General features: G+C 54.3%; 26 protein-coding genes. 17 read left to right on the top strand and 9 right to left on the bottom strand.

Annotated features, from left to right (window positions below; translation table 11 throughout):
- Nucleotides 1-127: 127 nt before the first annotated feature.
- Nucleotides 128-589, bottom strand: a complete 462-nt coding sequence (locus tag HMPREF2609_RS07805) for a DUF4307 domain-containing protein (RefSeq protein WP_048751322.1) — start codon at nucleotides 587-589, stop codon at nucleotides 128-130.
- A 197-nt stretch (nucleotides 590-786) separates the two neighbouring features.
- Between HMPREF2609_RS07805 and mca the strand changes: the two genes are divergently transcribed.
- The 6 genes from mca (at nucleotide 787) to HMPREF2609_RS07775 (ending at nucleotide 6723) form a co-directional block, all read left to right on the top strand.
- Complete coding sequence (gene mca, locus HMPREF2609_RS07800; RefSeq protein WP_037231844.1) at nucleotides 787-1749, top strand: mycothiol conjugate amidase Mca; 963 nt, start codon at nucleotides 787-789, stop codon at nucleotides 1747-1749.
- Between the two features lie 216 nt (nucleotides 1750-1965).
- Nucleotides 1966-2283: a hypothetical protein gene (locus HMPREF2609_RS07795; protein WP_239664701.1), complete on the top strand. Its 318-nt coding sequence runs from the start codon at nucleotides 1966-1968 to the stop codon at nucleotides 2281-2283.
- Complete coding sequence (uppS, locus tag HMPREF2609_RS07790; RefSeq protein ID WP_070450772.1) at nucleotides 2270-3088, top strand: polyprenyl diphosphate synthase; 819 nt, start codon at nucleotides 2270-2272, stop codon at nucleotides 3086-3088. The genes HMPREF2609_RS07795 and uppS overlap by 14 nt, the downstream gene beginning before the upstream one ends.
- A gap of 6 nt (nucleotides 3089-3094) precedes the next feature.
- Complete coding sequence (locus HMPREF2609_RS07785; protein ID WP_048751329.1) at nucleotides 3095-3628, top strand: prepilin peptidase; 534 nt, start codon at nucleotides 3095-3097, stop codon at nucleotides 3626-3628.
- 41 nt (nucleotides 3629-3669) lie between these two features.
- Nucleotides 3670-4191 (top strand): NUDIX hydrolase, encoded by a 522-nt coding sequence (locus HMPREF2609_RS07780; protein WP_013398588.1) that lies wholly within the window; start codon nucleotides 3670-3672, stop codon nucleotides 4189-4191.
- Between the two features lie 552 nt (nucleotides 4192-4743).
- On the top strand, nucleotides 4744-6723 hold the full coding sequence (locus tag HMPREF2609_RS07775) for an S-layer homology domain-containing protein (RefSeq protein ID WP_083296719.1): 1980 nt from the start codon (nucleotides 4744-4746) through the stop codon (nucleotides 6721-6723).
- A 146-nt stretch (nucleotides 6724-6869) separates the two neighbouring features.
- Here HMPREF2609_RS07775 and HMPREF2609_RS07770 read toward each other — a convergent pair whose 3' ends face one another.
- The 3 genes from HMPREF2609_RS07770 to HMPREF2609_RS07760 form a co-directional block, all read right to left on the bottom strand.
- Nucleotides 6870-8276, bottom strand: coding sequence for a class II fumarate hydratase (locus HMPREF2609_RS07770; RefSeq protein WP_004006088.1), 1407 nt, complete (start codon nucleotides 8274-8276; stop codon nucleotides 6870-6872).
- A 220-nt stretch (nucleotides 8277-8496) separates the two neighbouring features.
- Nucleotides 8497-9135, bottom strand: coding sequence for a carbonic anhydrase (locus HMPREF2609_RS07765; RefSeq protein ID WP_070536242.1), 639 nt, complete (start codon nucleotides 9133-9135; stop codon nucleotides 8497-8499).
- Between the two features lie 74 nt (nucleotides 9136-9209).
- Nucleotides 9210-9938, bottom strand: a complete 729-nt coding sequence (locus HMPREF2609_RS07760) for a DUF4245 domain-containing protein (protein ID WP_070536240.1) — start codon at nucleotides 9936-9938, stop codon at nucleotides 9210-9212.
- Nucleotides 9939-10144: 206 nt separating this feature from the next.
- Here HMPREF2609_RS07760 and glpX point away from each other — a divergent pair, with 206 nt between their 5' ends.
- Nucleotides 10145-11137 carry a class II fructose-bisphosphatase gene (gene glpX, locus HMPREF2609_RS07755; RefSeq protein WP_070536238.1) on the top strand — a complete coding sequence of 331 codons (993 nt, stop codon included), beginning with the start codon at nucleotides 10145-10147 and terminating at the stop codon, nucleotides 11135-11137.
- A 105-nt stretch (nucleotides 11138-11242) separates the two neighbouring features.
- Here glpX and HMPREF2609_RS07750 read toward each other — a convergent pair whose 3' ends face one another.
- The 3 genes from HMPREF2609_RS07750 to HMPREF2609_RS07740 all read right to left on the bottom strand — a co-directional run bounded on the left by HMPREF2609_RS07750 (nucleotide 11243) and on the right by HMPREF2609_RS07740 (nucleotide 14281).
- Nucleotides 11243-12265 (bottom strand): lipid II:glycine glycyltransferase FemX, encoded by a 1023-nt coding sequence (locus HMPREF2609_RS07750; RefSeq protein ID WP_070536236.1) that lies wholly within the window; start codon nucleotides 12263-12265, stop codon nucleotides 11243-11245.
- Between the two features lie 121 nt (nucleotides 12266-12386).
- Nucleotides 12387-13031: a 5-(carboxyamino)imidazole ribonucleotide mutase gene (gene purE, locus HMPREF2609_RS07745; RefSeq protein WP_037231852.1), complete on the bottom strand. Its 645-nt coding sequence runs from the start codon at nucleotides 13029-13031 to the stop codon at nucleotides 12387-12389.
- A gap of 59 nt (nucleotides 13032-13090) precedes the next feature.
- On the bottom strand, nucleotides 13091-14281 hold the full coding sequence (locus HMPREF2609_RS07740; RefSeq protein WP_070536365.1) for a 5-(carboxyamino)imidazole ribonucleotide synthase: 1191 nt from the start codon (nucleotides 14279-14281) through the stop codon (nucleotides 13091-13093).
- Between the two features lie 198 nt (nucleotides 14282-14479).
- Here HMPREF2609_RS07740 and HMPREF2609_RS07735 point away from each other — a divergent pair, with 198 nt between their 5' ends.
- Nucleotides 14480-15115 (top strand): GtrA family protein, encoded by a 636-nt coding sequence (locus HMPREF2609_RS07735; protein WP_048751380.1) that lies wholly within the window; start codon nucleotides 14480-14482, stop codon nucleotides 15113-15115.
- Nucleotides 15116-15202: 87 nt separating this feature from the next.
- Here the strand turns inward: HMPREF2609_RS07735 and HMPREF2609_RS07730 are convergent, their stop codons facing one another.
- Nucleotides 15203-16012: a TIGR03089 family protein gene (locus HMPREF2609_RS07730; protein WP_070536233.1), complete on the bottom strand. Its 810-nt coding sequence runs from the start codon at nucleotides 16010-16012 to the stop codon at nucleotides 15203-15205.
- Between the two features lie 656 nt (nucleotides 16013-16668).
- Here HMPREF2609_RS07730 and HMPREF2609_RS11160 point away from each other — a divergent pair.
- From HMPREF2609_RS11160 to HMPREF2609_RS07720, 3 genes are all read left to right on the top strand, one after another.
- Nucleotides 16669-17154: a WhiB family transcriptional regulator gene (locus HMPREF2609_RS11160; RefSeq protein ID WP_013398598.1), complete on the top strand. Its 486-nt coding sequence runs from the start codon at nucleotides 16669-16671 to the stop codon at nucleotides 17152-17154.
- A 26-nt stretch (nucleotides 17155-17180) separates the two neighbouring features.
- Nucleotides 17181-17399, top strand: coding sequence for a DUF3499 family protein (locus HMPREF2609_RS10675; protein ID WP_080513867.1), 219 nt, complete (start codon nucleotides 17181-17183; stop codon nucleotides 17397-17399).
- A gap of 118 nt (nucleotides 17400-17517) precedes the next feature.
- Nucleotides 17518-18891, top strand: a complete 1374-nt coding sequence (locus HMPREF2609_RS07720; RefSeq protein WP_070536231.1) for a TIGR01906 family membrane protein — start codon at nucleotides 17518-17520, stop codon at nucleotides 18889-18891.
- A gap of 136 nt (nucleotides 18892-19027) precedes the next feature.
- Here the strand turns inward: HMPREF2609_RS07720 and HMPREF2609_RS07715 are convergent, their stop codons facing one another.
- Complete coding sequence (locus HMPREF2609_RS07715; RefSeq protein ID WP_070536229.1) at nucleotides 19028-20632, bottom strand: dolichyl-phosphate-mannose--protein mannosyltransferase; 1605 nt, start codon at nucleotides 20630-20632, stop codon at nucleotides 19028-19030.
- 239 nt (nucleotides 20633-20871) lie between these two features.
- Here HMPREF2609_RS07715 and rsmI point away from each other — a divergent pair, with 239 nt between their 5' ends.
- From rsmI to HMPREF2609_RS07685, 6 genes are all read left to right on the top strand, one after another.
- Nucleotides 20872-21744: a 16S rRNA (cytidine(1402)-2'-O)-methyltransferase gene (rsmI, locus tag HMPREF2609_RS07710; protein WP_070536364.1), complete on the top strand. Its 873-nt coding sequence runs from the start codon at nucleotides 20872-20874 to the stop codon at nucleotides 21742-21744.
- A 110-nt stretch (nucleotides 21745-21854) separates the two neighbouring features.
- Complete coding sequence (locus tag HMPREF2609_RS07705; protein ID WP_371326045.1) at nucleotides 21855-22883, top strand: TatD family hydrolase; 1029 nt, start codon at nucleotides 21855-21857, stop codon at nucleotides 22881-22883.
- 236 nt (nucleotides 22884-23119) lie between these two features.
- Complete coding sequence (locus HMPREF2609_RS07700) at nucleotides 23120-24022, top strand: capsular polysaccharide synthesis protein (protein ID WP_004006102.1); 903 nt, start codon at nucleotides 23120-23122, stop codon at nucleotides 24020-24022.
- A 31-nt stretch (nucleotides 24023-24053) separates the two neighbouring features.
- Nucleotides 24054-24878: a glycosyltransferase family 25 protein gene (locus tag HMPREF2609_RS07695; protein WP_070536224.1), complete on the top strand. Its 825-nt coding sequence runs from the start codon at nucleotides 24054-24056 to the stop codon at nucleotides 24876-24878.
- 63 nt (nucleotides 24879-24941) lie between these two features.
- On the top strand, nucleotides 24942-25829 hold the full coding sequence (gene rsmA / locus HMPREF2609_RS07690; RefSeq protein WP_239661929.1) for a 16S rRNA (adenine(1518)-N(6)/adenine(1519)-N(6))-dimethyltransferase RsmA: 888 nt from the start codon (nucleotides 24942-24944) through the stop codon (nucleotides 25827-25829).
- A 27-nt stretch (nucleotides 25830-25856) separates the two neighbouring features.
- Nucleotides 25857-26861, top strand: a complete 1005-nt coding sequence (locus tag HMPREF2609_RS07685; protein WP_048751343.1) for a GHMP family kinase ATP-binding protein — start codon at nucleotides 25857-25859, stop codon at nucleotides 26859-26861.
- Nucleotides 26862-26865: the final 4 nt, after the last annotated feature.

Genomic DNA, 26865 nt, shown 5'->3' with positions numbered 1-26865 from the left:
GTCTGGGGGTTCTCCCCTGGAAAGTATCACCCTATTCTAGGGCAGAAAGTACACATGCCCTAAATATCTGAGTGTTAGGGCGTGTATCATTTCGCTGAGCGCTCACCGAATCGTGGATGTGATACGCCTATTTAAGCCGACAGGAATCCACGGTAACCGTGGTTGCCTCCGAGAGTATGCGCAGGTTCGCGCTGTGTTGTGTGACTCGGGTGTTGCCCTGCTCGGCGCTGTTAGGACCAATTTCGACGTCGGCCCATCCCACCGCAACACGGGAAGAATTAAGCGCCTTAAGCGAACAAATCGCGGTGTCTTGTGGGTTTTTAGAGAGTTCGAAACGTCCCTGCGCCTCGTCATTGCTGATGAGGGTAAACCCGGTATCGCGTGCACTTGGGCGGGATTGAGAATCTATCTGTACCCACACCACAAAAGCGCCCGCCACAACCGTAACACAGGCAGCAAGAAGCACCCACATTCGCGTGGAGAGGGCACGCTGCCGAACAGGTTTGGCGCCATAGCGCTGCGCTAGGGTATCGGCATGAGAACCGGTAGCTGCCGTTTCGCTCGCCTGCGTGTGTGAAGGATCTGTCATAGTTCTCTTCTCGTGGTGTCTAGTGGACGATGCGGTACAGAAGATGGTCTGCATCACGATACTTTACACCGTCATAATGCTTCATTTAGAGTGGTTTTCTTGCGCTATTTCTGTATGATTACACTTTTAGGAGATGGTCTTAATCTCTACCATTTTAAACCCCACAGTATAAGCCCTTTGTCATCATAAGGATTAACGTGAGCGACGCGCTAGAAAAAATCAAAGCAATTCTGCCTGAACATCCCGCAGTGCAGGATCTTAAGCCTCTTGATGAGGAATACGCAGGGTTGCGCATCCTAGCCGTCCACGCTCACCCGGACGACGAATCCTCTAAAGGTTCCGCGACCGCTGCCGCTTATACCTCCCGCGGCGCCCGCTATATGGTTGCCACCATGACAGGCGGCGAACGCGGGGACATCCTCAACGAAGAAATTCGTAACGCTCCCAGAGCACACCGTGACCTGCCCGGATTACGCCGCACCGAAATGGCCCGTGCTGCTGAGATTTTAGGCATCGAACATCGATGGATAGGGTTCATGGACTCCGGTCTGCCCGAAGGCGACCCTCTTCCCCCACTTTCTTTCGGCAGCTTCGGTACACTGCCTCTCGAACAGGCCGCCGCACCGTTGGTAAGACTCGTACGCGAGTACAGGCCTCATATTATTCTCAGCTATGACGAGGTGGGAGGATACCCGCACCCCGACCACATCATGACTCATAAGGTTGCCGTCGAGGCCTACGAAAAGGCTGGTGACCCCGAAGCATACGTGGGGGAAGGCGAACCCTGGAAACCCCTAAAGCTTTACTATGATCGTGCCTTCAACCCCGAACGCACCGTCGCCCTGCACGAGTACCTGCTCGATCAGCGGGGCGAGAGCGTCTTTGAAGGTTTCATCGAACATATGGCGCACCGTTTCAATGATGCCCAAGACGGCACCAGGCACGAAACCACCACGCGAATTCTCTGCAGTGACTACTTCATCCATCGCGATCAGGCGCTTTTATCGCACTCCTCACAGGTGGATCCGCAAGGTATTTTCTTTGCGATCTCTACCGATGAGCAGAAGCATATTTGGCCCTGGGAGGACTATACACTTATCGACTCGCGGGTGCCGGTAACCCTGCCGGAACATTCCCTGAGCGACGGCATATTTTTCTAGCCTATCGCCTCCGTAAGCGATCATGCGGTGCCCCTCGACGATGCAGAGGCTTGCAGGCCTTGAGTACTGTGAACATAGCTAAACTCTTGGCGCATTCCTAGCTGAAACATGAACCTCAGGAGGGAATATACAAGATGTCACGCGGTAGAATGAAGACTTAGACAATCACACATGACCGGCTTACCGCTAGAAACCGGAATGTTCAGAAGGATAGTCATGAGCCACCTCATTCTTGATACGCTCGCCACAGTCCCCGACCTTGTGGCATTTGCCGCTCACGGTGTTGCGCTTGCAGCAGATAACACCCCAGCCGCCAACCCCGATGGGTCTGTTGCAGGTTCGCCCGGTATTGGCGGTTTCTTTGCGACTGCGGCGCTATCCCTCCTCGTCATTATTCTTGGCATCGATATGACCCGGCGTACTCGCCGTCTGCGGTACCGTGCACAATATGCAGCCGCTCAAGAGGCCGAGCAAGCCCAAGCCCAAGCCCAGCAGGATACAGAGTCCGAGGACGATCAGCATGGCACCCGCTGATACTCTGGCGCTGCCCGTTATTACCGTGCATGGGGTTCCCTCTGAACCGGGAACCTCCCCGGAACCGAGCGTCTATGAACGCTCTATGGCAACTTCTTTAACCCCGCAGATGCTTCCTACACACATCGGTGTGCTGGTGGACGGCAACCGGCGTTGGGCCGCACAGCGGGGGCTGAGCACCCGTGAGGGGCACGCGGCAGGAGCCGAGCGCATCATTGACTTTCTGGGCTGGTGCGCCGATTTGGGAATACCTCAGGTCACGTTGTATATGCTCTCAACCGAAAATCTCAAGCGACCCGCCGATGAACTTACCGGGCTTATTGCCGTTATTGACGAATTTCTGCGGCGGCTGCATACCGCGCAGCAGGGACCCGTGCACGCGGTTGGTAACGTTTCCCTTATCCCCCATGAGCTTCGCAACACCCTGGAGCGGGTTATAGCAGAGACCGCGCCCTTGCCGGGGGTGCGCGTGAATATCGCGGTTGGCTATGGTGGACGCCAAGAAATTGTGGATGCGGTGCGTGAACTTATTCTTGATGCCGAGGCTCAGGGCTGCTCGATGCGCGAGCTGGCAGATACCCTGAATGTTGAGGATATTTCGCGTCGCTTGTACACCCGCGATATGCCCGATCCTGATCTACTGATTCGTACCTCTGGTGAGCAGCGCCTCTCGGGATTTCTGACCTGGCAAAGCGCCTACTCGGAATTCTATTTCTGCCAGGCTCTCTGGCCTGATTTTACGCGGGTAGATTTCTTGCGTGCCCTGCGGGATTATGCGGGTCGCACCCGCCGCTTTGGATCTTAGCCACTCATGCTTCAAGAACTCTCGAAACTCTTTACACAGGGAGTACCCGGCTGGTTCGCCGGTATTCTGCTGATTCTTTATCTGCTGTACGCAGCTGGGTGCACGGTAAAACTATGGGGCTGGGATCTGCGAAAACACAGGCTACCAAACCGCATCGTATTTCCTTTCGTATTTGCCACCCACACCGCTTTGCCGGTTATTGCTGCTCTGAGCGGTCAGTGGGGAACTATCCTGCGTGTATGGGGGAGTGGTCTTGTACTTTGGGCCTTCTACCTCCTGATGAGGATGCTCTCCTTCGGGGCGCTGGGTCGAGGGGACGTGAAACTTGCTCTCGCGCTTGGCGGGCTCATTGGCTACTTCTCGTGGGCTAACCTATTGTGGGCGACGTTGGTTACCTTTGTTGTGGGCGGATTATGCGCCGTGGTCTTGGTACTGAGCAGGTCCGTTACACGGCGCACCCGCATAGCCTTCGGACCGTTTATGCTGATAGGAATGATAGCGGCGGTTCTGGTGCCAAGCTACTCGTTCCTATCGTTCTAAAGGCCTCGGGCCAAAACCACCGATCGACGAAAGGATCTTTGATGCCTACCCCCGAGTACATCGTGAATTTACGCAAGAAAATTGGTCACGAATATTTATGGCTTTCGGGCGCTACCGCAGTGATTCGTCGCGATGAGGATGGCAAGGTACTGCTGGTTAAACGCAGCGATAACGGTCGGTGGACTCCCGTGACGGGTATTGTCGATCCTGGCGAGAACCCGGCGCTTACCTGCATACGTGAAGCCTATGAGGAGGCTGGCGTGCGTATTGAAGTTCTAGAGCTTGCTCAGGTCAAGGCTGACCCCGCGATGCGCTTTAGCAACGGGGATCGCTGCCAGTTTTTAGATCACACGTTTTTGTGCCGGTGGGTATCCGGGCAGGCACGAGTGAATGACGAGGAATCTTCCCAGGTGCGATGGGTAGATGTGACGGATCCTCAGGAGCGTTCTATGCTCTCTGAGCGGATGCTTGACCGCATTGATGCGGCGCTGAACTATGACGGACATTGCCGTTTTGACTATGTATCTCACGCTCCCAAAGATGAACCTGAATCCTCTCGGTAACCGTCAATACTCCCTCTAATACACCCTTAAGCCGATAGCCGCGCGCCCGCATAATACCTGTTTGCTATGCGTTGAAGACCATGTGTACTCCCAAGGTTGTATCTGAGTATTTTTCTCGTACTTACCGTTGTTCATATCTGAGAAAAATAAAAATGGGGGTTTTATGCATTAATTTCGGTTTCTTGTAAAAATCTAAAATCTGTAAATTATAGAAGATTACCACCGAAAATATCTATGTATTTTTCAGATGTAACACACCGTTAAAAAATAAACCTGTGCATAATATTGTGACAATAAACATGTGGCGTATTTATGAAAAGTATATGTTGCTTCATGGGTATTTAGCGTTGATATATCAGCGAAGTAGGTTGTGTGAGGGGGTAATATTTATAGCGTGTACATTGCTGGGATAAGAATTAAATTATGTTCCAAAAGAAATTTTTAAATGGGAAAACCCTGTATTTTGACTTAAAGGTTTGATAAGGTGAATATGAGTGTTGAGAGATTTAACTCACTCACTCCCAACCACATCTATACAAATGGAGAATAATAATGTCTCTTATCTACCCTACAAACAATTCACCTAACGAATCGCCCGGAAGAGCCAGAAATGCTCTCGGACGTAGCGCCTGTGCCCTCGTGGTGGCAGGCGCTTTAGTGCTTCCGCTGACCCCAGCGGGAGCTGTCACCGATCCTGGTGCTTCAACCCCTGCATCCACCGCTACGGTGACCCCGCAGGTTGTGGCCGATCAGGAACCTCAAACAACTCCGCAGCTCGTGGTCGAAACCCCCGATGAAGTCAACCCCTACTACGGGAAGACGCTCAAAATCAAAGGAACCGGTTTCTACGGTGTGGCGGCAGATCAGCAGGTCAGCCTCAAAGTTATCCCTTCAGATACACCAGCTAATTCCCCATATTTCACTACGGAATACGGCGTATATAACCTGGGGTATGTGAATGTTCCCGCATCGCAGATTCATGACGGAACCTTTGAGGTCTATTTGAATACCCAGCCGCTGCCGCTGAATGATTTCCATCCGGAACTCGATTATGTCGTCACCAGTACCCTGACCTCGACAACGCAGCAGGCGCAAGGATATGAAATCTTGCCCACCACGGCATATAACACCCAGGCACCGGTGCTGGTTGCACGCCAGAACACCAATCTGGAAGTCGAGGGTAAGCCTAACTCGTTGGTGGAAGACTCCGTGAAGGTGCGCGGTACCGGCTATGACCCAAAGTTTATTCCTCAAGGCGGATACTTGCAGGTTTCTCTTATTGAGGGTGATTGGCCCAGAGGTCAGGTTGTTACTCAGGAAAGAACCGTGTCATCGGTGAAAGTTTCTGCCGAGGAGCTCTCGCAGAGCGGCCTCTTTGAAACTGCGCTTCCCTATCCGGCAGGTCTGGATGCACGCCGCAGCTATCGCATCGGAACCCAGGTCATCAATCCCGACGGAACGTTGGCAAACAACGCTTTGACTGAATACCTGGATGTTGAGTTTTCCTCGGAGAGTAAAGCACCGCAGCTGAACGTGAGCGTTCCCGCTGTGAACCCGACCATCGATACCGAGATTACTGTGACCGGTACTGGATATTATGGCTCTGGCAACGCCGAGATACAGGGTCAGAGTATGAACCTCGTTATTAACGAGATAGACCAGAAGACTGGCAAACCAACGGGCGCGGTTCTCACTCATCCAGTGGATTATACCTACCGGGTGGAAGAGAAAGACCTCTACGATGGCTTTACCGACGGTACCTTCCAGACCACCTTCACCATTCCCGCGAATACCCTCAAAACCGGGCACGTATACGAGCTTAGTACGGGGGTATATCCAAAGGGCCCGAAGGACGATGTTATCTTCGAAGCCCACCAAAAGCTCCCGTTAACGACTGCGGATCAACCGGTTCCAAATCCCAAACCGGCAGAGCCCCAGCCGGGCCCCGAACCCGCACCAAACCCCAAACCCGCACCCGGTGAGAAACCTACACCCGAATCGGATTTCAAGGATGTGCGCGATCGTACCGCACATCGCGATGCGATTCTTTGGGCTTCGCAGCGGCAGCTCGTCGATAGCGCGGACGGCTATTACCGCCCCTACGATGCTATAACCCGCGAACAGTCCGTTGTGGCCCTCTACCGCCTGGCAGGAAGCCCTCAGGTTACTCTTCCGCAGGAGTCTCCCTATGTGGATGTTACCCCGGAACACCCGCACTACCGGGAGATTATTTGGGCACGCGAACGTGGTATCAGCTTCGGTTGGAGTGACGGTCATTTCCACCCCGAGGCGGCTGCATCTCACGCCAGCATGGCTGCGTTTTTGTACCGTTACGCTGGGGAACCTGGCGTGAACCTACCGGAACAATCCCTATATGCCGATATGACGGCTGACTCTCCGTTTTACCGAGAGAGTACTTGGCTGAAGAAGAAGGGCCTAGTTTTCTGGTCTGAAAGCTGGTTCCAGCCCGATGGTGCCTTTACTCGCGCCGACTTCGCGGAACTCATATATCAGTACGAGCAAGGCAAATAGACCGAGTAAAATGCTGAGATAGAGATTTATCTATCCGCCCGCACCGCGGGTCTTAGCTCAAACGTTGAGGGGCTTATACACATCGTGTAGAGGCCCCTCAACTATGTTCTAGGAGTGTTTGTTCGCGTGAAAACGATATGCTCGGACTAGAAGTTACCCAGCATCTTGGTGACGTCCAGTGCTTCATCGAGCTGAGCCTCAGTGACCTCGCCGCGTTCAACGTAACCTAAAGCCACCACGGCATCACGCACAGTGACCTTGTTTGCCACGGAATACTTGGCAATCTTTGCGGCGGCCTCGTACCCGATGAGCTTATTCAGCGGGGTTACGGTCGAGGGCGATGCTTCCGCCAGGAAGCGGCAACGCTCTACGTTGGCGCTCAGGCCGTCGATCATCTTCTCAGCCGCCACGCGAGAAACGTTGGCGAGCAGACGGATGGACTGGAGCAGGTTAGCCGCCATTACTGGAATACCCACGTTCAGCTCGAAGGCTCCGTTGGTGGAGGAAAGCGCGATGGTCGCATCATTACCAATTACCTGTGCCGCAACCTGAATAGTAGCCTCACAAATCACCGGGTTTACCTTGCCGGGCATGATGGACGAGCCGGGCTGCAGATCGGGGATGTGCAGCTCGCCTAAACCAGTGTTCGGGCCTGAACCCATCCAACGGATATCGTTGCTGATTTTCATCAGACCGTATGCAAGGGTGCGCAGCTGACCGGAAACCTCAACCAGACCGTCGCGGTTTGCCTGCGCCTCGAAATGGTTACGTGCCTCGGTCAGGGGTAGACCGGTTTCTTCAGCAAGCAGCTCAATCACACGTGCCGAAAAGCCCGCTGGGGTATTGATACCGGTACCCACTGCGGTGCCGCCTAGTGGAACCTCAGCCACGCGGGGCAGGGAAGCGTTCACACGTTCGATGCCGTAACGCACGGTAGCGGCGTAGCCAGAGAATTCTTGGCCTAAGGTAATGGGGGTTGCATCCATCAGGTGGGTGCGTCCGGATTTGACGACGTCTTTGAACTCTACGGACTTCTTTTCCAGCGAAGCAGCGAGAACCTCAAGGGAAGGGATCAGCTCTTTGACCAGTGCCTCAGTCACGGCAACGTGCACGGAAGTGGGGAAAACATCGTTGGAAGACTGGGAAGCATTCACGTGGTCATTGGGGTGAACTTCAATGCCTCGTGATTCCAGGGAACGGGTTGCCAACGTTGCCAGAACCTCGTTGGTGTTCATATTCGACGAGGTGCCCGAACCGGTCTGGAAGACGTCAATGGGGAAATGCTCGTCGTACTCACCGGTTGCTACCAGATCCGCCGCCTCGCGGATAGCCTGGGCGCGCTCAGCATCGAGCACCTGAAGTTCCTCATTGGCGGTCGCGGCTGCCTTCTTAACGAGGGCAAGAGCGCGAATATGGGCTGATTCGAGGGTTTGCCCCGAAATCGGGAAGTTATCGACCGCGCGCTGAGTCTGTGCACGGTAGAGTGCGTTGGCGGGCACGCGAACTTCGCCCATGGTGTCATGTTCAATGCGGTATTCAATATTTTCAGCCATAACTCTAGTTTAGGGCTCAAAATGGCGGGTTTTCATACCCTTCGTGTAAAAATCGGAACATTTGGGGAATACCGTGCATGATGATACTCACCACGCTGTGGGGTTGTGTGGCGGTACCGTATGAACTCAAGTAAAGCCTGTTGGAGCTTCTGGGGTTATGTTGGTTTTCTCGGGTGGATAACACGAAGGAGGCAGCGACCACCGATAGAACGCGTGGGAACTACTTCATCTCGCGCGAGTCAAAGACAATATCGACTGCGCCGGAATCCAAATGATAGAAGTAGCCCAGCACAATGGTCTCGCCGCGAGCAACTGCATCGGCAATAATGCGCGATTCCTGAAGCAGACGGGAAGCCGTCGCAGACGTATGAGCCCGTACCATCTCGTTCACATACTGGCTTGGCTTCTCGCCGTGGGGAAGTTCTTGGGCCAGCACCGTAGGCTGAATAGTCTCAACTACTCGCGTAATAAATCCGCCCGGAAGCTGCCCCGATTCCACCGACGAGCAGGTAGCCTGAACAGCCCCGCAAGACTGATGACCCATAATGATCAGTACCGGCGTCTTGAACTGGGTAATGGAATATTCCAGCGAACCAAGGGCACCTTCATCAAGAACCTGCCCTGCGGTGCGTACCACAAAGGCATCGCCAAGACCCAGGTCAAAGATATGTTCCGGTGGCGTACGCGAATCCGCACACCCAAAAATCGTAGTGAAAGGAAACTGTCCGCCTGTGAGTTCGTCGCGACGTGCCACATCCTGGTGCGGATGCGAAAGCTCGCCCCGTACAAAGCGTGCGTTACCCTCCTGTAGGCGTTCCAGCACATACTCAGCGGTGGGTTGAACCGGACGAGAACCCATAGAAGGCTCCTTAAAGTGAGAGGTATCTTCCCTCTATTTTACCGAAAACAGACCGTACATTTTGCTAGAGAAGATCACGAAATATTAGAAGTATTGGATGCACCCGGGGAGACCGTCATCGTCGGCGCTTTCATATAGGCGACCGTCGCATCCGCCAACTGGGCAAACTCCGCCGGGTCTGCCGTGCCGGTGAGTATCACGGTTGTCGTCTCACCGTTACCGTGAGGCACCTGCGCCACGTAGGAGTACACTTTTTCATTATTTTTCTTTGAGGTGGCTGAACGTACTTCCCACTCCACGCCGCCGATAGATTCGGTGCCCTGTTTCGCGGCGTTATCGACCTGTTGAGCCACCCAGGTAGGGTTTGTATCCTTCGCTTGGATCAACTCAATAAAATGATTTTTACTGGTCACCTGTCCGCTCTTAAAGTACGGGATATTATCGGGAGTATTACCCGTCCACCGCGCGTAGTTATAGTGCCAACCCTCAAGCTGCGGTACCGCCACCGGAAAACCCGCCTGCTGGGTAGATTCAACCGCTACCTGCGATAAATTCACCTGCGGGCGGTACGGATTCTTATCCGGCTGCGGCATGAGCCAGAGCACCGGAATGAGAATAGCCACCATCGCCAGCATCGAAATAATCATATTGCGCGCCGGAGCATTAATGCGTTTCGCCTGTTTTTGTGTAATTTGTGGCACAACAAATGAATCGGTAGAAGCATCTGCGTGAGCCTTCGGCGCATGAGCGTTCTGACCATCGCTCTCAGCCGGTGTATGCGCGTGATTCTGAGAGTTTTCCACTCACACATTCTCTCATACGCTCTAAGACATACCGTTTCCCACACCCACCTGGGCGGATGTTCACCACGGTACATGCGCCCACGCAAACCCGTTCAATACACGCGAACATTCCGCCGGGCGCGTTATGCTAGTAAACAGGAGGTGCCGGTTCAAAGCGCTGGAACGAACCAGCCAACCGGCCATGACAACGACCTCGAAGGTGAGCAATGACTGAAAACAATAACCACGCCGACCGCAACCTAGCTATGGAATTGGTGCGCGCCACCGAGGCCGCAGCCATCGCATCCGGCCCCTGGGTGGGCGCAGGCGATAAGAACCGCGCGGACGGTGCCGCCGTGGACGCGATGCGTTACCGTCTCTCGACCGTGCACTTCAACGGAACCGTTGTGATCGGTGAGGGTGAAAAAGATAAGGCTCCCATGCTATTCAACGGCGAAGTTGTTGGCGATGGCATCGGCCCCAACCTCGATATTGCGGTAGATCCCATCGACGGAACTCGTCTGACCGCATTGGGCATGGACAACGCACTCTCCGTCATCGCGGTAGCAGACGGAGGTTCTATGTTCGACCCCTCCGCCGTGTTTTACATGGAAAAACTGGTGACTGGGCCCGAAGCCGCAGAGTTCGTAGATCTTCGCCTGCCCGTCAAACAGAACCTTCACTTGGTCGCTAAGGCACAGGGTAAGAACGTAAGCGAACTGACCGTGTGCGTTCTGGATCGTCCGCGTCACGCTAAGCTCATTGAAGAGATCCGTAATGCCGGTGCACGTACCCGCATTATCCTTGACGGCGATGTTGCGGGAGCTATTGCGGCCTGCCGTGAAGGAACCGGTGTTGACGTGATGCTCGGTACCGGCGGAACCCCTGAAGGCATCGTCGCCGCATGCGCTATCAAGGCCACCGGAGGCGTAATTCAGGGCCGCTTAGCACCCACCGACGATGCCGAGCGTGAGAAGGCGCTCGCTGCGGGGCACGATCTTGATCGCATCCTCACAACTGACGATCTGGTCACCAGCGATAACTGCTTCTTCGCCGCAACCGGTATTACCGACGGCAAGCTGCTGCGCGGGGTGCGCTACAGCAAGAATATTGTGACCACCCAGTCGCTCGTTATGCGTTCTTCCTCGGGAACCGTGCGCATTGTGGAGGCTGAGCATCGCCTTTCTCGCCTGCGCGAGATTCTGTCGCATACAAAGTAACGTCTTGATATAAAGCCTGTGCCGCGCTCTTAATCATTGAGAGCGCGGCACAAGCTTTATTGTATGAGCGTGGTCTGCCTGGGAACCTAGGCTGCCGAAGTAGCGTTATTTTTTCAGGCGTGCGCGAACCTTAGCTACTGTAGATTTCGCGGTTTCCTGAGCGGTTCCCAGTGCTTTCTTGAGTGCGGGACGCGCGCGGTATGCGTAGCCGTAGGCGCGGTAGCCTAGCGCATTTACCGGAATGTCCCAGGTGCCGGGGTACTCAACCGAACGCCCGCCGAAAGACTTCTTAAATTTGGTGAACCCCGCCCATTCGTGATCAGGCTGATCTTCGGGTGCGATGCCGAAAAGATCCACATATTTCAGACCCTTTGCTTTAGCGTCCAAGATGAAATTGGTCACTACCGGAATGCCTGCTGAGAGCTTACGATGCGCAAAAGACGCCGCCGCGTGGGCGTAGGTGCGCGTATCGTCAGAATCGTAGACAAACGCCGCCGCGATAGGTTCCTTGGAACCATCCTCGCCGGTCAGCTGAGCAATATAGAGGGATGCGGCATCGGCAGGCATGAGGGTCTTTGCCACCTGCATCAGATAGTCGTCCTGCTGACGGTTGAACCCGTTGCGGTCGGCGGTCTCAGAGAGGAACGTGAAGAGCACCTTCATATCCTCGGGGTTCTGAGACACCTCAATGCTGACACCTTTTTTGTGGATATTACGGTGCAGATTGCGGTTATTGGATTTCATATCCTTCAAAATTGCGGCTTCGTCGCCGGAAAGATCAATAATCTGCGTGTGTGAAGGCTGAACCTGGCGCGGTGCTAACGCAGCGCCGCGTGCCTTCAGGAACTCTGCTGCATCCTGCGAACCCCAGATAGCGGAGTCAATTGGTTCGATGCGCACAAACAGGCACCCATGAGCCTTTGCTTCTTCTTTCAGCGAGTCGAGCGCGGCATCGAAAGCCTGCGCACTCTGTGCCACCGGGCCGTAGGGGCTGTAAAGATACTTGCCGGTGCGCCCGCCCTCAACGGTAGCGAGATAGGACCAGCCTTCGCCTTCGTGGCGAATGACGGTATGACCAAGAGATTGCTGAAAACGTGCCCAAATATCGGATTGAAGAATATTGCTCATTCAACTATTTTAGCCTCAACCGCAGGTTACGCTGAGCGAACGTGACCTTGGGAGTAAATAAAATACGAGCCGTTCCGTGAAGATACGGAACGGCTCGATAACACCGAGAAACGACCATACATTAGGGCACGTAAGCCTGCGGTTCGTCCCCTTCATCACGTGTAGAGTCGGCGGTCGGGGCGGGTTTGGGAGCCGCCGGTGCCTGTACTTTTTCTTCTTCGGCAACCTGGGCGCGATGCTCGGCGAGCTTAGCGCGCAGAGCCGTTCCCTTATCTACCGCGCTCTGGCGCAGATCCTTCGAGAAATCGAGAAGATCGGAGTGCACCTGCTGCGCGAAGTCGTCGGTGGCGCATCCTAGGATGCGCAGCGCCAGAAGTCCCGCATTACGTGCGCCGTTGATAGACACGGTCGCCACCGGAACCCCCGCGGGCATCTGCACGATAGAAAGCAGGGAATCCATGCCTTCGAGATTCTTCAGCCGCACCGGAACACCGATAACGGGCAATGCGGTAACCGAGGCGAGCATGCCGGGAAGGTGCGCTGCCCCTCCGGCACCGGCGATGATTACGCGAATACCGCGCTGATGAGCCTGCTGGCCGTAGGCGATCATATCTTCAGGCATGCGGTGTGCTGAGACGACATCCGCTTCATAGGGGATGCCGAATTCTTCAAGAACCGTAGCGGCTTCTTCCATGATGGACCAGTCGGAATCTGACCCCATCACAACGCCAACAACGGGCTTATCTGAATCGTACGGGGAGCTCATGAACAATCCTTCCTGTGAGCTAATAAGACACTACGGACACGAAATATACCGGCAAACTCTTAGAGCGGGCGACCGTCGCGCAAAATAGATGCCACATTCGCGGCGGCATCGCGTAGCGCCCGAGTCTCAGCTGCCCGACCGGTAATATTTACATGACCAATTTTACGTCCTGGGCGGGTTTCTTTACCGTAAAAATGAATTTTGGCGCGTGGCTCGGCACTGAGCGCAAGCGGGTACACGCCGAAAATATCTTCATTCTCGCCGCCTAGGTAATTCTTCATAATGGCAACTTCGTCGCGCATAGTAGTTGCGCCCAACGGCATATCGAGTACCGCACGCAGATGCTGCTCAAACTGACTGGTTATCGAACCTTCCTGGGTCCAGTGTCCGGTATTGTGCGGGCGCATCGCGAGTTCATTAATGTAGAAGCCTGCTGAAGAGCCCGGAACCTCGAAGAGTTCCGCCGCCATTACGCCGGTAACCCCAAGTTCGGTGGCTAGGGTAACGGCTGCATCGGATGCCGCCCGGGCGATCGCGGGGGAGAGGCTCGGTGCGGGTGCAATCACTTCATCACAGACCGAATTCACCTGAATTGTCTCTACGACAGGCCAGGGGAGAACCTGCCCACTCTCCCGGCGCGCCACGAGAGCGGAAAGCTCGCGGGTGAACGGAACCTTTTCCTCTGCCAAAAGCGCCGAAAAATCGGTGCGGTGAGGAAGCTCATCAAACCAGGCAGCGGCCTGCTCACGGGCGTGCTGAGGAGAATCCAGCACCATCACGCCCTTGCCGTCATAGCCGCCGCGCGGGGTCTTCAAAACCACGGGCCAGCCGATCTCATCGCCAAAGGCGAGAAGCTCATCCAAAGTTTCAACGCGTGCCCAGCGCGGGTTCGGTAGTCCAAGATCTTCTACAGCCTGGCGCATCATGAGCTTATCCTGGGCATATTGCAGCGCATCCGGATGCGGCTGTACATTCACCCCCTCGGCAATAAGCGTGTGCAAAAATTCGGTGGGAACATGCTCGTGGTCGAAGGTAATAACATCTTTGCCACGAGCGAACTCCCGCAAAGTCTCTAAATCCTTATAATCTCCCACGGGCGCGCTGCGCACCGCTGCCACGGCGCCCACCGTAGGGCTTTCAGCGAGAATATGAAGGTCAAATCCAAGGTTCGTTGCTGCGGGCGCCATCATGCGTGCCAGCTGGCCGCCTCCGATAACACCAAGTACAGGTCCAGTTACAGGGTAAGTCACATCACTCAAGTGTACTCTTATGCCCCCAAATACCGGTAGTATTCCGCGCCGCAGACTTGAAAATAACCTGGGAAGTGCATGATAAAACTCAATAAAATAAGGTAAAACGGGATCGGCTGTACTAGTATTTTAGGGATGCTATCAAAATTTAACTCACAGACGCCCAGGTCATCTTAACGGGCAGAAAAGATGGAGAATATGGCTTCAGACTCTCGCTCTACACTGGGTGATCGTCTTAAATCACTGTGGAATACCTACGGTCTAGAGGTACTTAAATTCGGTACCGTTGGCGGTGCCGCATTCTTGGTAAACGCTGCCGTGGTGTGGGCGCTGATGCTTGGTCCTTTCGAGAACGCACATACCAAGGCAAAAGTAATTGCCAGCGTTGTGGCTACCATCTTTGCATGGATTATGAACCGCCTGTGGACCTTCCGCGAAGACCGATCCGAGAACTGGAAACGTGAGGGCATCGAATTTGCCTTTGTGAATATTCTTGGCATTTTGGTTGAGGCCGGATGCGTGTTCTTCACTAACTACGTGTTGGGGCTGCGTTCGCCGGAAGCATCGTTTATCTCCGGTACGATTATCGGCACCGCGCTGGGAACGATTCTGCGGTACTTCCTCTACCGTTTCTGGGTTTACGGCAAGCACCGTAAACAGGTGGATGAAGGGGACGCTACCGAGCACGAAGAATTGGGGTACATTCTGAACCAGGCGACGGGCGTGCTGACCGGCTCGGTTCCCGTGGTAGACCCTGCGGCACAGGCCCAGCGTTCGCAACAGAACGTTGAAATTACCGATGTTGATAAGCCCTCTACCGGTAAACGTTCATAAATAAATAGACTGTATACAGCGGCGGATTCTTTTTATGAGAATCCGCCGCAGTGTTTTTACCCTCTGAGCGAACTACGCTGCCGTTTTCTAGGAGTGGCTCAAGGTTAGATCTAGAGCTCGCTCAGAACGCAGGAGCGGGTCTAACTCGGTAGCGGTAAAATCAGCCAGCGGATCGGGTAGGAATACGGCATAACCCGCGATGAGGCAGGCAAGCGCCTCTGTCACGATCGTGAGGGCTGAGGGTGCCCAGTCGAACTCTGAGGGAAGGTGAAGACGAAGCGCTAATGCTCGTTCCCCTGAAGGAAGACGGTAATCGTGACCAGCATGTTCATGTGCCCGAGAGAGCACTCGTGCCGTTAGCTCTGCCGATGTTAAGTTATTGCCCACGGGCGCTGAGGTCGAAGCTGGCAAGCCGATGAACTGGTCAGCCTCGCTGCGCACGAGCGCGCAGAAGTCGAGAACTTCGGCATCAGTCATTGAGTCGACCTCGTGAAGGTTGCCAAGGTAGCGCATCGAGAGAGGCCCGCGATCAACAAGAAGAAGATAGTCGGGGCTGTTGAGGTTCTGAGCATGATCGGTGGTATCTGAGGCGCCTACAAGCGGTTCTTCATCGTCGAAGCAGCCGCCAGCGTAGAGAGTCGCGCAGGCGAGAACCAGAAAACGCCAGTGCAGGGGAGCCGTAATCTGCACCCCAGATTCCTCGGTAACTTCGCACTCATTCACCAGAAGATTTGCGCTCTTTGCCACCCAATTCATGAAGACGCGACCGGAAAGTTCGATGCGTTCACCCCCGCGAGCATGCCAGATAAGGGCGGGAGTCTGCACACGCGCGAGAGCATCGAAAATACGCGTGAATGAGCGGGCATTTGCCACGGTCGAGAGTAAATTTTCAGCCATAGAATAACTTTACCGTGTGTAAACTCCCAAAAATTTCGATGCATGATATTACTTTCGGCAGTACACGCGACCACATCATGAGATATTTTTCCTGACGTTATAACAGTTGAAGAAGAAAGTATTTGTAGTCATAAATTTGCGTGCGATGCAAATATACTCTTAAGGATGTTGAAGTTATATTACGGGCGCATTACGGGTGTGAAGTTCATAAAATATCTTGCAGGTGGGTTATTAAAATGTAATAAGTGACACGATTAGGTTTTGAATAGGATATAAAAAACCTGTTTTGACTAGGTGCTTAGGAGTTTGAAAGAGCTTCGTTCGAGGCGTAATCTCGGGGGTTTTGGAGGGGGTGTGGAGGAACAGATATATACAGAAGATAACGCCCAAAACTTTCATGATGAAGTAATTATTTTGTGGTCTAACACCGTATAAACATTGAAATATTTGACGGTGATCTGCACATACACGGATAAAAGTTGTAAGTCCAGTTTGACGAATGGGCGTGTCGCCCTTCTAATAGTTATGTAGGTTTATTTGCAGAAACATCTTTCATGCCCAAAAACTATAAATCTACAGAGCCAAAAAAGATTCGTTTGCACACCAACGAATCACCGCAGACTCATCTAGCCAATGAGAACACGGAAGGAAAAACTATGGGTTCATACACCTGTGCTGGGTATTCACGCCTGAGCACCGGTATTGCCGGTGAACGCACAGGCGGAACCCGCCAACATACTATGCAAACCGCGCAATCCCTAGAAGAACAAGCAAATATGTTCCTGAGCGTTGCCGACGCAACCACTGAGGAAGGCAGCTTTGCGGCTTCCACAGTTGAGGTAGGCAACATGTTTACCTGCGTCGAAGGCCTCGATATGTGGGCCGCCGCCGCAGGCATGTACGGAACTGAAGGTGATGACGGAGAGCTCGCCTGGCAAACTGATGCGCTGTGTGCCCAAACCGACCCAGAAGCCTTTTTCCCTGAAAAAGGAGGGTCTACTCGTGACGCTAAACGCGTCTGCGAATCGTGCCCCGTTCGTGAAGAGTGTCTAAAATATGCAATGGACAATGATGAGCGCTTCGGAATATGGGGCGGTCTCTCAGAACGCGAGCGTCGCCGGCTACGTAAGCAGGCAAGCTAAGGCGCTAGGAAGGCACAACAGTACCCATGCAGAAAGTTAGACACTGCTCCCGGCAGACCTGTCAACATGAAGCCACGGTGACCCTCAGCTACTCATACGCTGACTCTACGGCGACAATCGGCCCGCTGTCCGAGTACCGCGAGCCACACGCTTACGATCTTTGCGATTATCATGCGGCACGATTAACCGCACCGCAAGGATGGCGAGTCGTCTACACGGTGGAGCTTAAAGCTGAACGATCCTGAGGTACTGCCAGCCTCTCACAACCTTCATAGGAACCTTCCGCCGCTCAGCGGAAGGTTCTTCTCCTATGAAAATAGGACAAACACCCTATCTATACCACTCTATTCAGAAAAGACACCTATGGCACAGGAAAGTCACAGCGGTACCGCATCCTCAGGGCAGAGATCCTGGGATGCGCTACGCTCCGCGATCGGCACCGAAACCGTTGAAGAAGCGGCGGCGCGTGCTTCCGCCCCCGCAACACAAAGAACACCCGAATCACTGCTGGGAGTATCGGCACAGATGTACACCGAAGCTCCGGATTTTGCAGACAACCCCGATATTCCCAGCGATCTAGCATCCGGCGCACATGACACGAGTCAGCAGGAAGGGGAAAGCGTAGGGCAGCGGGTACGTACCTACACCAGCGTCTCAACCGGGTTTGTTCCTCTTATCCGTGAGGCAAAGGGATCTCCGAAGCACCCCACGCTCAGTACTTTAGTGCAGAAGTTTGACGAGAAAAAGAACGAAGAAGCGGCTCCGGTAGAAAAGGCAGCTGAGTCGGATACACCCGCCTCAGACCCCAGCCAAGATGTCGATAATAAACCCCAAAAATCCACCCTAGTGACCGTGGAGAAGGGAACAAAAATCTCAACTGGGTCGCTGAGCTCACGCCCTAAATACCGCACGCAAACAACTCGTACCGTCGAAACTTCAAATGCTTGGGAAGAAGATGCGGCACAAGAAGCCGCCGCCGAACGCCCACGCCTGCTCAAGCTCCGTGCCGCCCTCATCGCGGCAGCGGTACCGCTTCTCTCGCTCATGATCGCTATTCGGGCCGTCGCGTCCGCACCATTCCTCTGGCTGGAATACCGCAGGCCCGGATTCCCCGAAGACAGCTACGGATTCGACCTCGCCGAACGTATGCGGCTGGGCTCCTATGGGCTGGACTACGTGACCAACCTAGCCCCCGAAGACTACCTGGCGAAAGCCACCACCGGACCGGCAAACACCCCGGCATTCCTCCAGAGTGAAATTCAGCATATGCACGACGTCAAACGAGTCTTGCTCTTCGCAACCATCGCCGTGGCGGTATTCTGCGTGCTGGCCTTAATCGGCAGTATTTCGCTGAAGGAGCGCGCCCCCGGCACTATTCGCCGCAGCCTGTACACTGGCGCTTGGGCTACCGTTATTATGCTCGTGGTGCTAGGTATCATAGGCGCCACCAGCTGGGAATGGCTCTTTACCGCCTTCCACACGACCTTCTTCCCGCAGGGCAACTGGCAGTTCCGCATGAGTGATACGCTCATTCGCCTATACCCGCCGCAATTCTGGATCGATGCGGCGCTCGCCATCGTGGTGATAACCCTGCTGATAATCGGTGTGCTGCTGGCGTTCACCTGGCCCACGCGCTACCGCCTCGTGAAGGAAAATCGGTACTACAAGGAGCGCTACCAGATTCGCCAGAAAATTAAGGCGATGCGCGCCGAACGTGACGGCGACATCCAGGCTTAGCGGGTACCCGGCGCACGTCCCTCCGGCATAAAAAGGCTCTTGAGGTGAACAAAATCGTTGTTTCTAACGCCTGTTCACCTCAAGAGCCTTTTTCGTGCGGCATCCTGTTGGTTCCGGGTATTGGGGAACGCCGCCGCTAAATCCAGGTTGGAATCCACATATGCCCGTACCACTGTTCATACGGGATAACTTGCCCGGTCCATAGAGGCCAGAAGTATGCGCTCACCAGCAGAACCGCCGTCAGGTATATGCCCACGCACAAAACGCCCACGCGCACGCGTCTGACGGAACTGGTACGGTTCCCCAAAAGCACGCCCAAACAACCCGCTAAGAGGATGAGGAGGAAAGGCTCAAAGGAGAGAGCGTAGAAGAAGAACATGGTGCGGTTAGGGTAGAGGAACCACGGCAGATAGCCTGCTGCGAAAACCAGCAAAAGAGCCCCAAAACGCCAGTCGCGCTTCAGGATAAAAATGACTAGGGCGAGAATTATCGCCGGAATAAACACCCACCAGATCAGAGGGTTACCAATATTGAGGATCGCTTGCGAACAGTTGAGTGCCGTGCATCCTTTTTCCCCAAACTTTGGCGCCTCATAGTAATACGATGTCGGGTGCCCCAGAATAAGCCACTGCCAAGCCTGCGAAGCGTAGCGATGCTCACTGCTGAGTCCCGAATGGAACTTAAACGCGGATGTATGATACTCCCAGAGTAGGCGCAAATCCTCGGGAAGCCACTTCACAGCACCCGAATCGGGGAACTGATTACTCCAGTGGCGGTAGAAAGCGTTTGACGACTTAAACCAACCAATCCAGGTGGTCAGATAGACGATAAGACCCACGCCAATCATCTGAATAAACGCAGGAATACCCTCTCGAATCAGAGCGACAAGACCCCAATTTTTCAACCCTAGGATGCGCCGCGCATTCATATCCCAAAACACCGTCAGCACACCCATCGCGGCAATAAAGAACAGAGAGTTCCACTTCACCGCTACGGCGGCACCGGCACAAATACCGGCGGCAAGACGCCACAGATGCAAACCCGAGCCGGGGCCGAAAACAACCTTCTGCAAGCCCGACTCGCCGTGCGCATCCACAATCTTCATAACATTCGCCGCGAGCCTTCTACGCGCTGTCTGCCGGTCAAGAAGTAGGCAGACAAAAGTCGCTAAAATCCAGAACATCTGGAAAATATCGAGAAGCGCCAGACGGGATTCCACAAACATCAAACCATCAACGGCGCCCAGCAGCGCAGCGATAGAGGCAACCGTGACCGAACGGAACATGAGCCACCCGGCAACCGCCAAAAGCGCCACCGCGAGCGTACCAATAATCGCGGCACTCACGCGCCAACCGAAGGCGTTCTCGCCGAAAATCGCCATTCCCCAGGCAATCATCCACTTACCTAGGGGAGGATGCACCACATACTCGGGGCTGTTCGGTAAGATACCGCTAAAATCCCCCGAAGCGAATGCGTGATCCACGCCGCTCGACCACGAAACTTCATATCCGTAGTGCAGGTACGAATAGGCATCCTTGGCATAGTAGGTTTCGTCAAAGACAATCGCATTCGGGTGTGCCAGGTTATAAAAACGCAGCACACCCGCTAAGAGTACAATCAGGGTCGGTGCAAGCCAGCCCCAACGGGGTAGCGAAACACGGGCGACGCCCAGAGCCTCGAAAAGATTCGACAGAGAGTACTGCACTCTGGACTTCGTAAAAGAAAGACTAGCGGTTAACATCACCTATCAATCCTATAGGGTGTAAGCTTCCACGTCTTCTTGAAAATACCTGAAACCACAAAAATCTGGCTCAGACCATATATAAAATCTATAAAACTACACCGACATCATGCGGAACTAAGCGCTATGGCGGCACAGCGCACCTCCGAGATGAAAAGCACACACGATACACTGGGGGAGTGATCGAAAACGAAATGTATGAGCGCGATACACAAAGTACCCCCTCCGCCGATACAACAATGCAGCCCCTAGCGTCTGATGAGCGTGAGGAAGGTATTCTCATCCTCGGCGGAACCCCTATCGGCAACCTCTCAGATGCCAGCGACCGGTTACGGCAGGCGCTCGCTACCGCTGATGTGATCGCCGTCGAAGATACTCGCAAGCTCCGCACCCTTGCCTCCGGGCTGGGAGTGCACACTACGGGACGAATTATCGTAAATCACGACCATAACGAGGCGGAACGCAGTGCCCAGCTCGTGCAGGCGGTCAGCGACGGGAACACAGTTCTGCTGCTCTCAGACGCCGGTATGCCAACCATCTCAGACCCCGGCTATGTTGCTGCATCCGCCGTTGCCGACGCCGACCTGCCGGTGACCGTGATCCCCGGTCCCTCAGCGGCATTGACTGCGCTCGCGCTCTCGGGACTGCCCACCGGACGATTCACTTTTGAGGGGTTCCTGGCGCGTAAAGGCTCAGAACGTACAAGAAGGCTGAACTCCCTGGCGGCGGAAGAGCGCACCATGATTTTCTATGAATCGCCGCATCGTGTAGCCGCCACGCTCACAGATTTTGCCCGGGTTTTCGGTGGCGAACGGTGTGCCGTCGTATGCCGCGAACTCACCAAATTGCACGAAGAAACCCTGCGCGGCACCCTGAACGAACTCGCCGACTGGGCGCACAAAACCCAGGTACGCGGCGAAATCGTGATTGTGGTTGCTGGCGCCGAGCCTCCCGAAACTCCGCAGGCGCAAGACGTGGTAAGTCTCGTCCTCGAACGGGTGGATGCGGGGGAACGCCTCAAAAATGCGTGCGCCGCAGTCGCCGCCGAAACGGGTGCCTCCAAACGAGAACTCTATGAAGCCGCCCTCGCCGCTCGAAATGCAAACGTATAAACACACCTCAACACAGCCTACAGGAGAATACCGTGTGCCATAGCCACTCCGAGCAAGCCGAACTCACTCAGGAATATTTAGACTCTCTTGCAGCCCTGGCACACTATAAGATGCCGAGCGAAGAAGAACTGACGGCGAGCGCGCTTCCGCATGGCTGGCAGATCGAAGAAGGGCAAACTCCCGCGCCCTACCGCGCCGAGCTTTATCGTGACGAGACCGGGGGAGGCATAGCACAGGAACCTTCGGGCGAAGGCACCCGCCGCCGCTCCACGAAGGGCGACGACGGACGATCCCGCAACCTTGTGTTCCCGCCTGCACCCGAGCCTCTGCCGTACGCCATCGTCGATAACCACACTCATATGGACCTGCTTGATGGCGAAGTAGAAATTACTGCCCGGGATGCCCTCGATACCGGAGAAAAACTCGGCATAGGTGCCATTGTGCAGGTTGGCTGCGATATTCCCTCCTCGCTGTATGCGGTTGCCGCCGCCCGCGCCGACCGGCGGGTTTTGGCGGCGGTTGCCGTTCACCCCAACACCGCTCCCGAACTGGATTCCGCCGGTATCCTCGATGAGGCTCTGGAGACCTTGGATGCGCTTGCCGCCGAACCGCGCGTGCGAGCTATCGGAGAGACCGGACTCGACTACTTCCGCACCGGGGAGGAAGGTGTTGAAGCTCAGCAACGCAGCTTTCGCGAGCATATTCGCCTAGCGAAGAAGCACGATCTGGCGCTTCAGATTCATGACCGGCAGGCGCACGATGATGTGGTGCGCATACTCCTTGAGGAGGGCGCCCCCGAGCGTACTGTATTTCACTGCTACTCGGGCGGGGCTGAGCTGGCGCGCATCTGTAATAAGCAGGGCTGGTACATGAGCTTCGCCGGAACCGTGACCTTCAAAAACTCGAAGGATATTCAAGAGTCGTTGCGTATAGCACGCCCTGAGCTGATTCTTGCCGAGACGGATGCACCTTTTTTGACCCCGCACCCGTTTAGGGGCCGCCCGAATGCCTCGTACATGACGAACTATACGGTGCGGTTCATGGCGGCGCACCGCGAGCAGAACCTAGAGGACCTGTGCCGAATTATCCGCGCGAACTCGATGCGTGTGTACGGCAGCTGGGGAATTGAGGGGTTCTAGACGATGGTAACGATCAGTGCATAAGGTATAAGTATCTTTTGTGCCACCTTTGTCGAAGCCTGCATGAACTATCACGCGTATATGCTATTATGATAGATGCTATATCTCACCTTAAGGCTTTACTTCATAATTTCTGGAGTAAATTTTGTCTTTGTGCGATGTGGTATCCCGATAAATAGCTTTCTATCCCGTAACGTATCAATAGCATGTTAATGTGAGAGAACTAGGGTAAAGCTGTGTCAATCATTTCTTTTTCAAGAAGAATAAAACATTATATATGGATTAATTATGTCAAAGATGGCGCGGGGATAGATAAGATGCGCAGTTGGTACTCGCAGAAAAACCCATATTCTTATGACCTTGAGAAATACACTCATCGTATTGGTGATGTTGTTGTGCCAAACTCTAGTACCTTCTCTGTTAATCACTTATTCTACGATTCCCAACTTCCTAAAGATAATCTTCGAGATGCCCCTAACCAGATATTTGTAGTGTGGACAGGAGATAACGAAATAACGCCTGCCCGTCGGAAATCACTTAATCTTATTCGCTCCACTAACCCTGAGAGTAAAGTTATTCTGGTGACTCCAGATAATCTGGATGACTATATAGTTCCTGGGTATCCTTTACACCCTTCATACGTGAAGTTGAGCTACATTCAGCGTTCCGACTATATGCGTGCCTACCTGATGCACCATCACGGTGGTGTCTATATGGATATAAAACCTATGGATAAGCCCTGGTTACCTCTTCTTGAGGAGCTTAATGCTACCCCAGATATGTGGGTGATCGCGCCGCATGAAAAAAATTCCCGGAATTCGTCACCAGCAAGTGGGGTATTGGGGAAAGACCAGCGTAACTATTATAAATCGATTGTGAATATGTCTGCTTTTGGGTGTAAACCATATAGCAGGTTTACTGATGAATGGCTTACCGAATTAAACCGTAGGATGGACTATTTTTCATCCTTGTTGGAGAGCTACGGAGATCCTCAAGCTTTTGGGTATATGCCGGAGTATCCTATTCCCTGGCTTGAGTTGGCGGGAAGGATCACGAGCCCCCTAAGCCTTAAATATATTGACCGTATAAAAATTGTTAAAGATATGAAATTTGGAACGTACCCTGGTGGGTACCGGTAAATTGCTGCCGTTTCAAATATAAAGAGGAAAAATGAAAAAATATGTTGTTGCTCTTAAAGACGAAAATCGCCTTGAGCATTTCTTCAGTGCTCCAGGGGGCACTGGTTTTGATATATTTTGGGGAGTAGATGGGCGTGCTTTACCTATTCCTGGGGAAAGCCCTGAATTTGATAACATCTATTTTGAGAAGAGAGCAGGCCGTCTAGCCCGTCCCGGGGAAGTAGGATGCGCCTTGAGTCATACTTATGTGTGGCGTGATTTTCTAGAAAGCGGGGAAGAATGGGCGCTTGTTGCTGAGGACGATGCATTGATACACGCCTCCATTGATGAAATTGTCTCTCGGGTTATTGAAAAATCCCGCAGCATTGGCGTGGTGAATTTTGCGGATGGCTGGTCCACCCAGATGGGTCGTATGAATGCCCGTACCCCTTACCCCCGGTTGTCATTGTTTTCTCCGTTTATTTGGGGTCGTCACCGTTTAGGGTACTGCGCTAACGACTGGACTGCCTGTACGGGGCTGTATCTGATCTCTCGGTCGGCGGCGCAGAAAATTATTGAGCAGATTGATGCGCGCGGCTCACAATACTGGCTGGCGGATGATTGGCCCCTTTTCGCCGCTGATTTTGGGGTGGATATTAAGGTTGTGCAGCCAGGACTGTGCGGTTGGACAGGAAATAGTCTTATCGAGGAAGACGGGACGCATTTTGTGTACCATAAAGCAAACCAGACAAAAAAACAGCCGCTCCTTAACAAGCTGCGGATTTACGCCGCCCCCAAAGCTCGCTTGAAGAACGCCCAAAACATCGTCAAATCTACTCTCTGGCAGATACGGAAGAAACGCAGAGTTCTCAAGTAACTACCCGCACCAGTGAGCAGCGTCCTTCGACCTAGACCTGCAACCTTCCGTAGAATAGATAGGGTGAGAGAAAATCTGAGCGATAAACCCCTGCTGGGTCCCCAAGAAATCCGCGACCTTGCCGCGCAGCTGGGCATTCGCCCTACAAAGACCCTGGGGCAGAACTTCGTGATTGACCCGAATACTATTCGCCGCATCGTTACCGCAGCGGATATTACCGACGACGAAACCGTGCTCGAAATCGGTCCCGGACTAGGCTCTCTCACCCTGGGGTTGGCAGATGCCGCGCGCCAGGTTGTAGCGGTTGAAATCGATCCGCCATTGGCGCAGCAGCTACCGCATACTATCGCCAAATTCCGCCCCGATAAGGCACAAAACGTTAATGTGGTGCTTATGGACGCTCTCAAGGTGACTGAGCTTCCCCACACGCCGGATGCGCTGGTCGCTAACCTGCCCTATAACGTGGCGGTTCCGGTGCTTCTGCACCTTTTCGCGCAATTTCCGAGCATTTGCCACGCCTTGGTGATGGTGCAGGATGAGGTTGCCGATCGTCTGGCGGCGAAACCCGGATCCAAGATTTACGGGGTTCCTTCGGTGAAGGCAAGCTGGTATGCTGAGGTCTTTAAAGCGGGGGTTATTGGTAAAAACGTATTCTGGCCCGCCCCGAAGATTAACTCCGGGCTTGTGGGTTTCAGGATGCGCCCGCAGCCGCTCGCCGATATTGACCGCGACGAAGTCTTTACCGTGATTGACGCTGCTTTCGCCCAACGGCGGAAGACCCTGCGGGCCGCGCTTGCTTCGTGGGCTGGTTCCGGTGCTCGTGCCGAAGTGATCCTGACCGAGGCGGGCATTACTCCTACTGAGCGTGGCGAAAAGTTAGATATTCACGGGTATATTCGGATTGCCCAGGCGGCGCATCGGGTGCCAGCTTTAGTGGCGGATGAAAGTTAAGACCGGGAAACCGGAGATGGATAAAGAATGCATGTTCTAGAAACTCGGGCAAAAGCGCCCGGCAAAGTAAATCTCTATCTTGCCGTGGGTAACCCCCGCGAAGACGGCTACCATCCGCTCGCCACGCTCTTTTCTTCGGTCAATATCTACGAAACCGTAACCGCACGTGATGGTCAGAAGCCGGGAATTACCCTGAGCCTGGATATTGTGTCCGAATCCCTGGTCGATCAGCAGCACCGTGCCGGAGAATTTGATCTAGCCGAGGTGCCGTTGGACGAGTCGAACCTGGCGCATCGTGCAGCCGTCTCTATGGTGCAGGCGCACGGGCTCACCGTGAACGATCTGAACCTGCACCTGCATATCGATAAGGCCGTTCCCGTGGCCGGGGGCATGGCGGGTGGCTCGGCAGATGCCGCCGCCGCGCTTCTTGCCGTCGATCAGTATCTCTATGAGAAGCGGCTTACCGAACGTACCCTCGGACTCGAAGAGCTGCTTGCCCTAGCTGCGCCTTTGGGTGCTGACGTGCCTTTTGTGGTGCGTGCCGCGTTCCCGCTGGGCGGATTAGCCGTGGGGGAGGGCACCGGAACCGAGCTGCGCATCGTGGAGCTGCCTGAAGACATGATTCCGCTCGATATTGTACTGGTCGCCGCCTCGGAGGGACTCTCGACCCCGCAGGTATTTAGCGAGCTCGATGAGGGACGCGCCGCCGGACGTTACCCCGAAGCTGGCGAGCTGCAGGTTCCTTCGGGGCTGCTGCACGCGCTAACCCAGACGGAGGCGCCGATTGCGCGCATCCACGAAATTGGCAGGCAGCTTCGCAACGATTTGCAGAGCCCAGCCGTGACCCTAACACCCGATCTTGAAACTATTTTAACCATGGATAATGAGAGCATGGTTGAGGCGTTTGTCTCTGGGTCAGGGCCTACCGTGGCTATTCTTGCGGAGGGCGCGACCGCAGCTGATGAACTCGCCGCAGCACTTCGCCGCCGAGGCCGTCACGCGATCGCCACCCAAACCCCCGCGATGCTCTAATTCC

Source organism: Rothia sp. HMSC058E10, assembly GCF_001809415.1.
Taxonomy (GTDB): domain Bacteria; phylum Actinomycetota; class Actinomycetes; order Actinomycetales; family Micrococcaceae; genus Rothia; species Rothia dentocariosa.
Note: the sequence above shows the minus strand (reverse complement) of the source record. Positions and strands in the feature narration are given on the sequence as shown.

Bases quoted from the DNA above. Each gene is read 5' to 3' on its own strand.
- HMPREF2609_RS07805 (WP_048751322.1), bottom strand. From the start codon at position 589: ATGACAGATCCTTCACACACGCAGGCGAGCGAAACGGCAGCTACCGGT.
- HMPREF2609_RS07795 (WP_239664701.1), top strand. From the start codon at position 1,966: ATGAGCCACCTCATTCTTGATACGCTCGCCACAGTCCCCGACCTTGTG.
- uppS (WP_070450772.1), top strand. From the start codon at position 2,270: ATGGCACCCGCTGATACTCTGGCGCTGCCCGTTATTACCGTGCATGGG.
- HMPREF2609_RS07785 (WP_048751329.1), top strand. From the start codon at position 3,095: ATGCTTCAAGAACTCTCGAAACTCTTTACACAGGGAGTACCCGGCTGG.
- HMPREF2609_RS07780 (WP_013398588.1), top strand. From the start codon at position 3,670: ATGCCTACCCCCGAGTACATCGTGAATTTACGCAAGAAAATTGGTCAC.
- HMPREF2609_RS07775 (WP_083296719.1), top strand. From the start codon at position 4,744: ATGTCTCTTATCTACCCTACAAACAATTCACCTAACGAATCGCCCGGA.
- HMPREF2609_RS07770 (WP_004006088.1), bottom strand. From the start codon at position 8,276: ATGGCTGAAAATATTGAATACCGCATTGAACATGACACCATGGGCGAA.
- HMPREF2609_RS07765 (WP_070536242.1), bottom strand. From the start codon at position 9,135: ATGGGTTCTCGTCCGGTTCAACCCACCGCTGAGTATGTGCTGGAACGC.
- glpX (WP_070536238.1), top strand. From the start codon at position 10,145: ATGACTGAAAACAATAACCACGCCGACCGCAACCTAGCTATGGAATTG.
- HMPREF2609_RS07750 (WP_070536236.1), bottom strand. From the start codon at position 12,265: ATGAGCAATATTCTTCAATCCGATATTTGGGCACGTTTTCAGCAATCT.
- purE (WP_037231852.1), bottom strand. From the start codon at position 13,031: ATGAGCTCCCCGTACGATTCAGATAAGCCCGTTGTTGGCGTTGTGATG.
- HMPREF2609_RS07735 (WP_048751380.1), top strand. From the start codon at position 14,480: ATGGCTTCAGACTCTCGCTCTACACTGGGTGATCGTCTTAAATCACTG.
- HMPREF2609_RS07730 (WP_070536233.1), bottom strand. From the start codon at position 16,012: ATGGCTGAAAATTTACTCTCGACCGTGGCAAATGCCCGCTCATTCACG.
- HMPREF2609_RS11160 (WP_013398598.1), top strand. From the start codon at position 16,669: ATGGGTTCATACACCTGTGCTGGGTATTCACGCCTGAGCACCGGTATT.
- HMPREF2609_RS10675 (WP_080513867.1), top strand. From the start codon at position 17,181: ATGCAGAAAGTTAGACACTGCTCCCGGCAGACCTGTCAACATGAAGCC.
- HMPREF2609_RS07720 (WP_070536231.1), top strand. From the start codon at position 17,518: ATGGCACAGGAAAGTCACAGCGGTACCGCATCCTCAGGGCAGAGATCC.
- HMPREF2609_RS07715 (WP_070536229.1), bottom strand. From the start codon at position 20,632: ATGTTAACCGCTAGTCTTTCTTTTACGAAGTCCAGAGTGCAGTACTCT.
- rsmI (WP_070536364.1), top strand. From the start codon at position 20,872: ATGCAGCCCCTAGCGTCTGATGAGCGTGAGGAAGGTATTCTCATCCTC.
- HMPREF2609_RS07705 (WP_371326045.1), top strand. From the start codon at position 21,855: ATGCCGAGCGAAGAAGAACTGACGGCGAGCGCGCTTCCGCATGGCTGG.
- HMPREF2609_RS07695 (WP_070536224.1), top strand. From the start codon at position 24,054: ATGAAAAAATATGTTGTTGCTCTTAAAGACGAAAATCGCCTTGAGCAT.
- HMPREF2609_RS07685 (WP_048751343.1), top strand. From the start codon at position 25,857: ATGCATGTTCTAGAAACTCGGGCAAAAGCGCCCGGCAAAGTAAATCTC.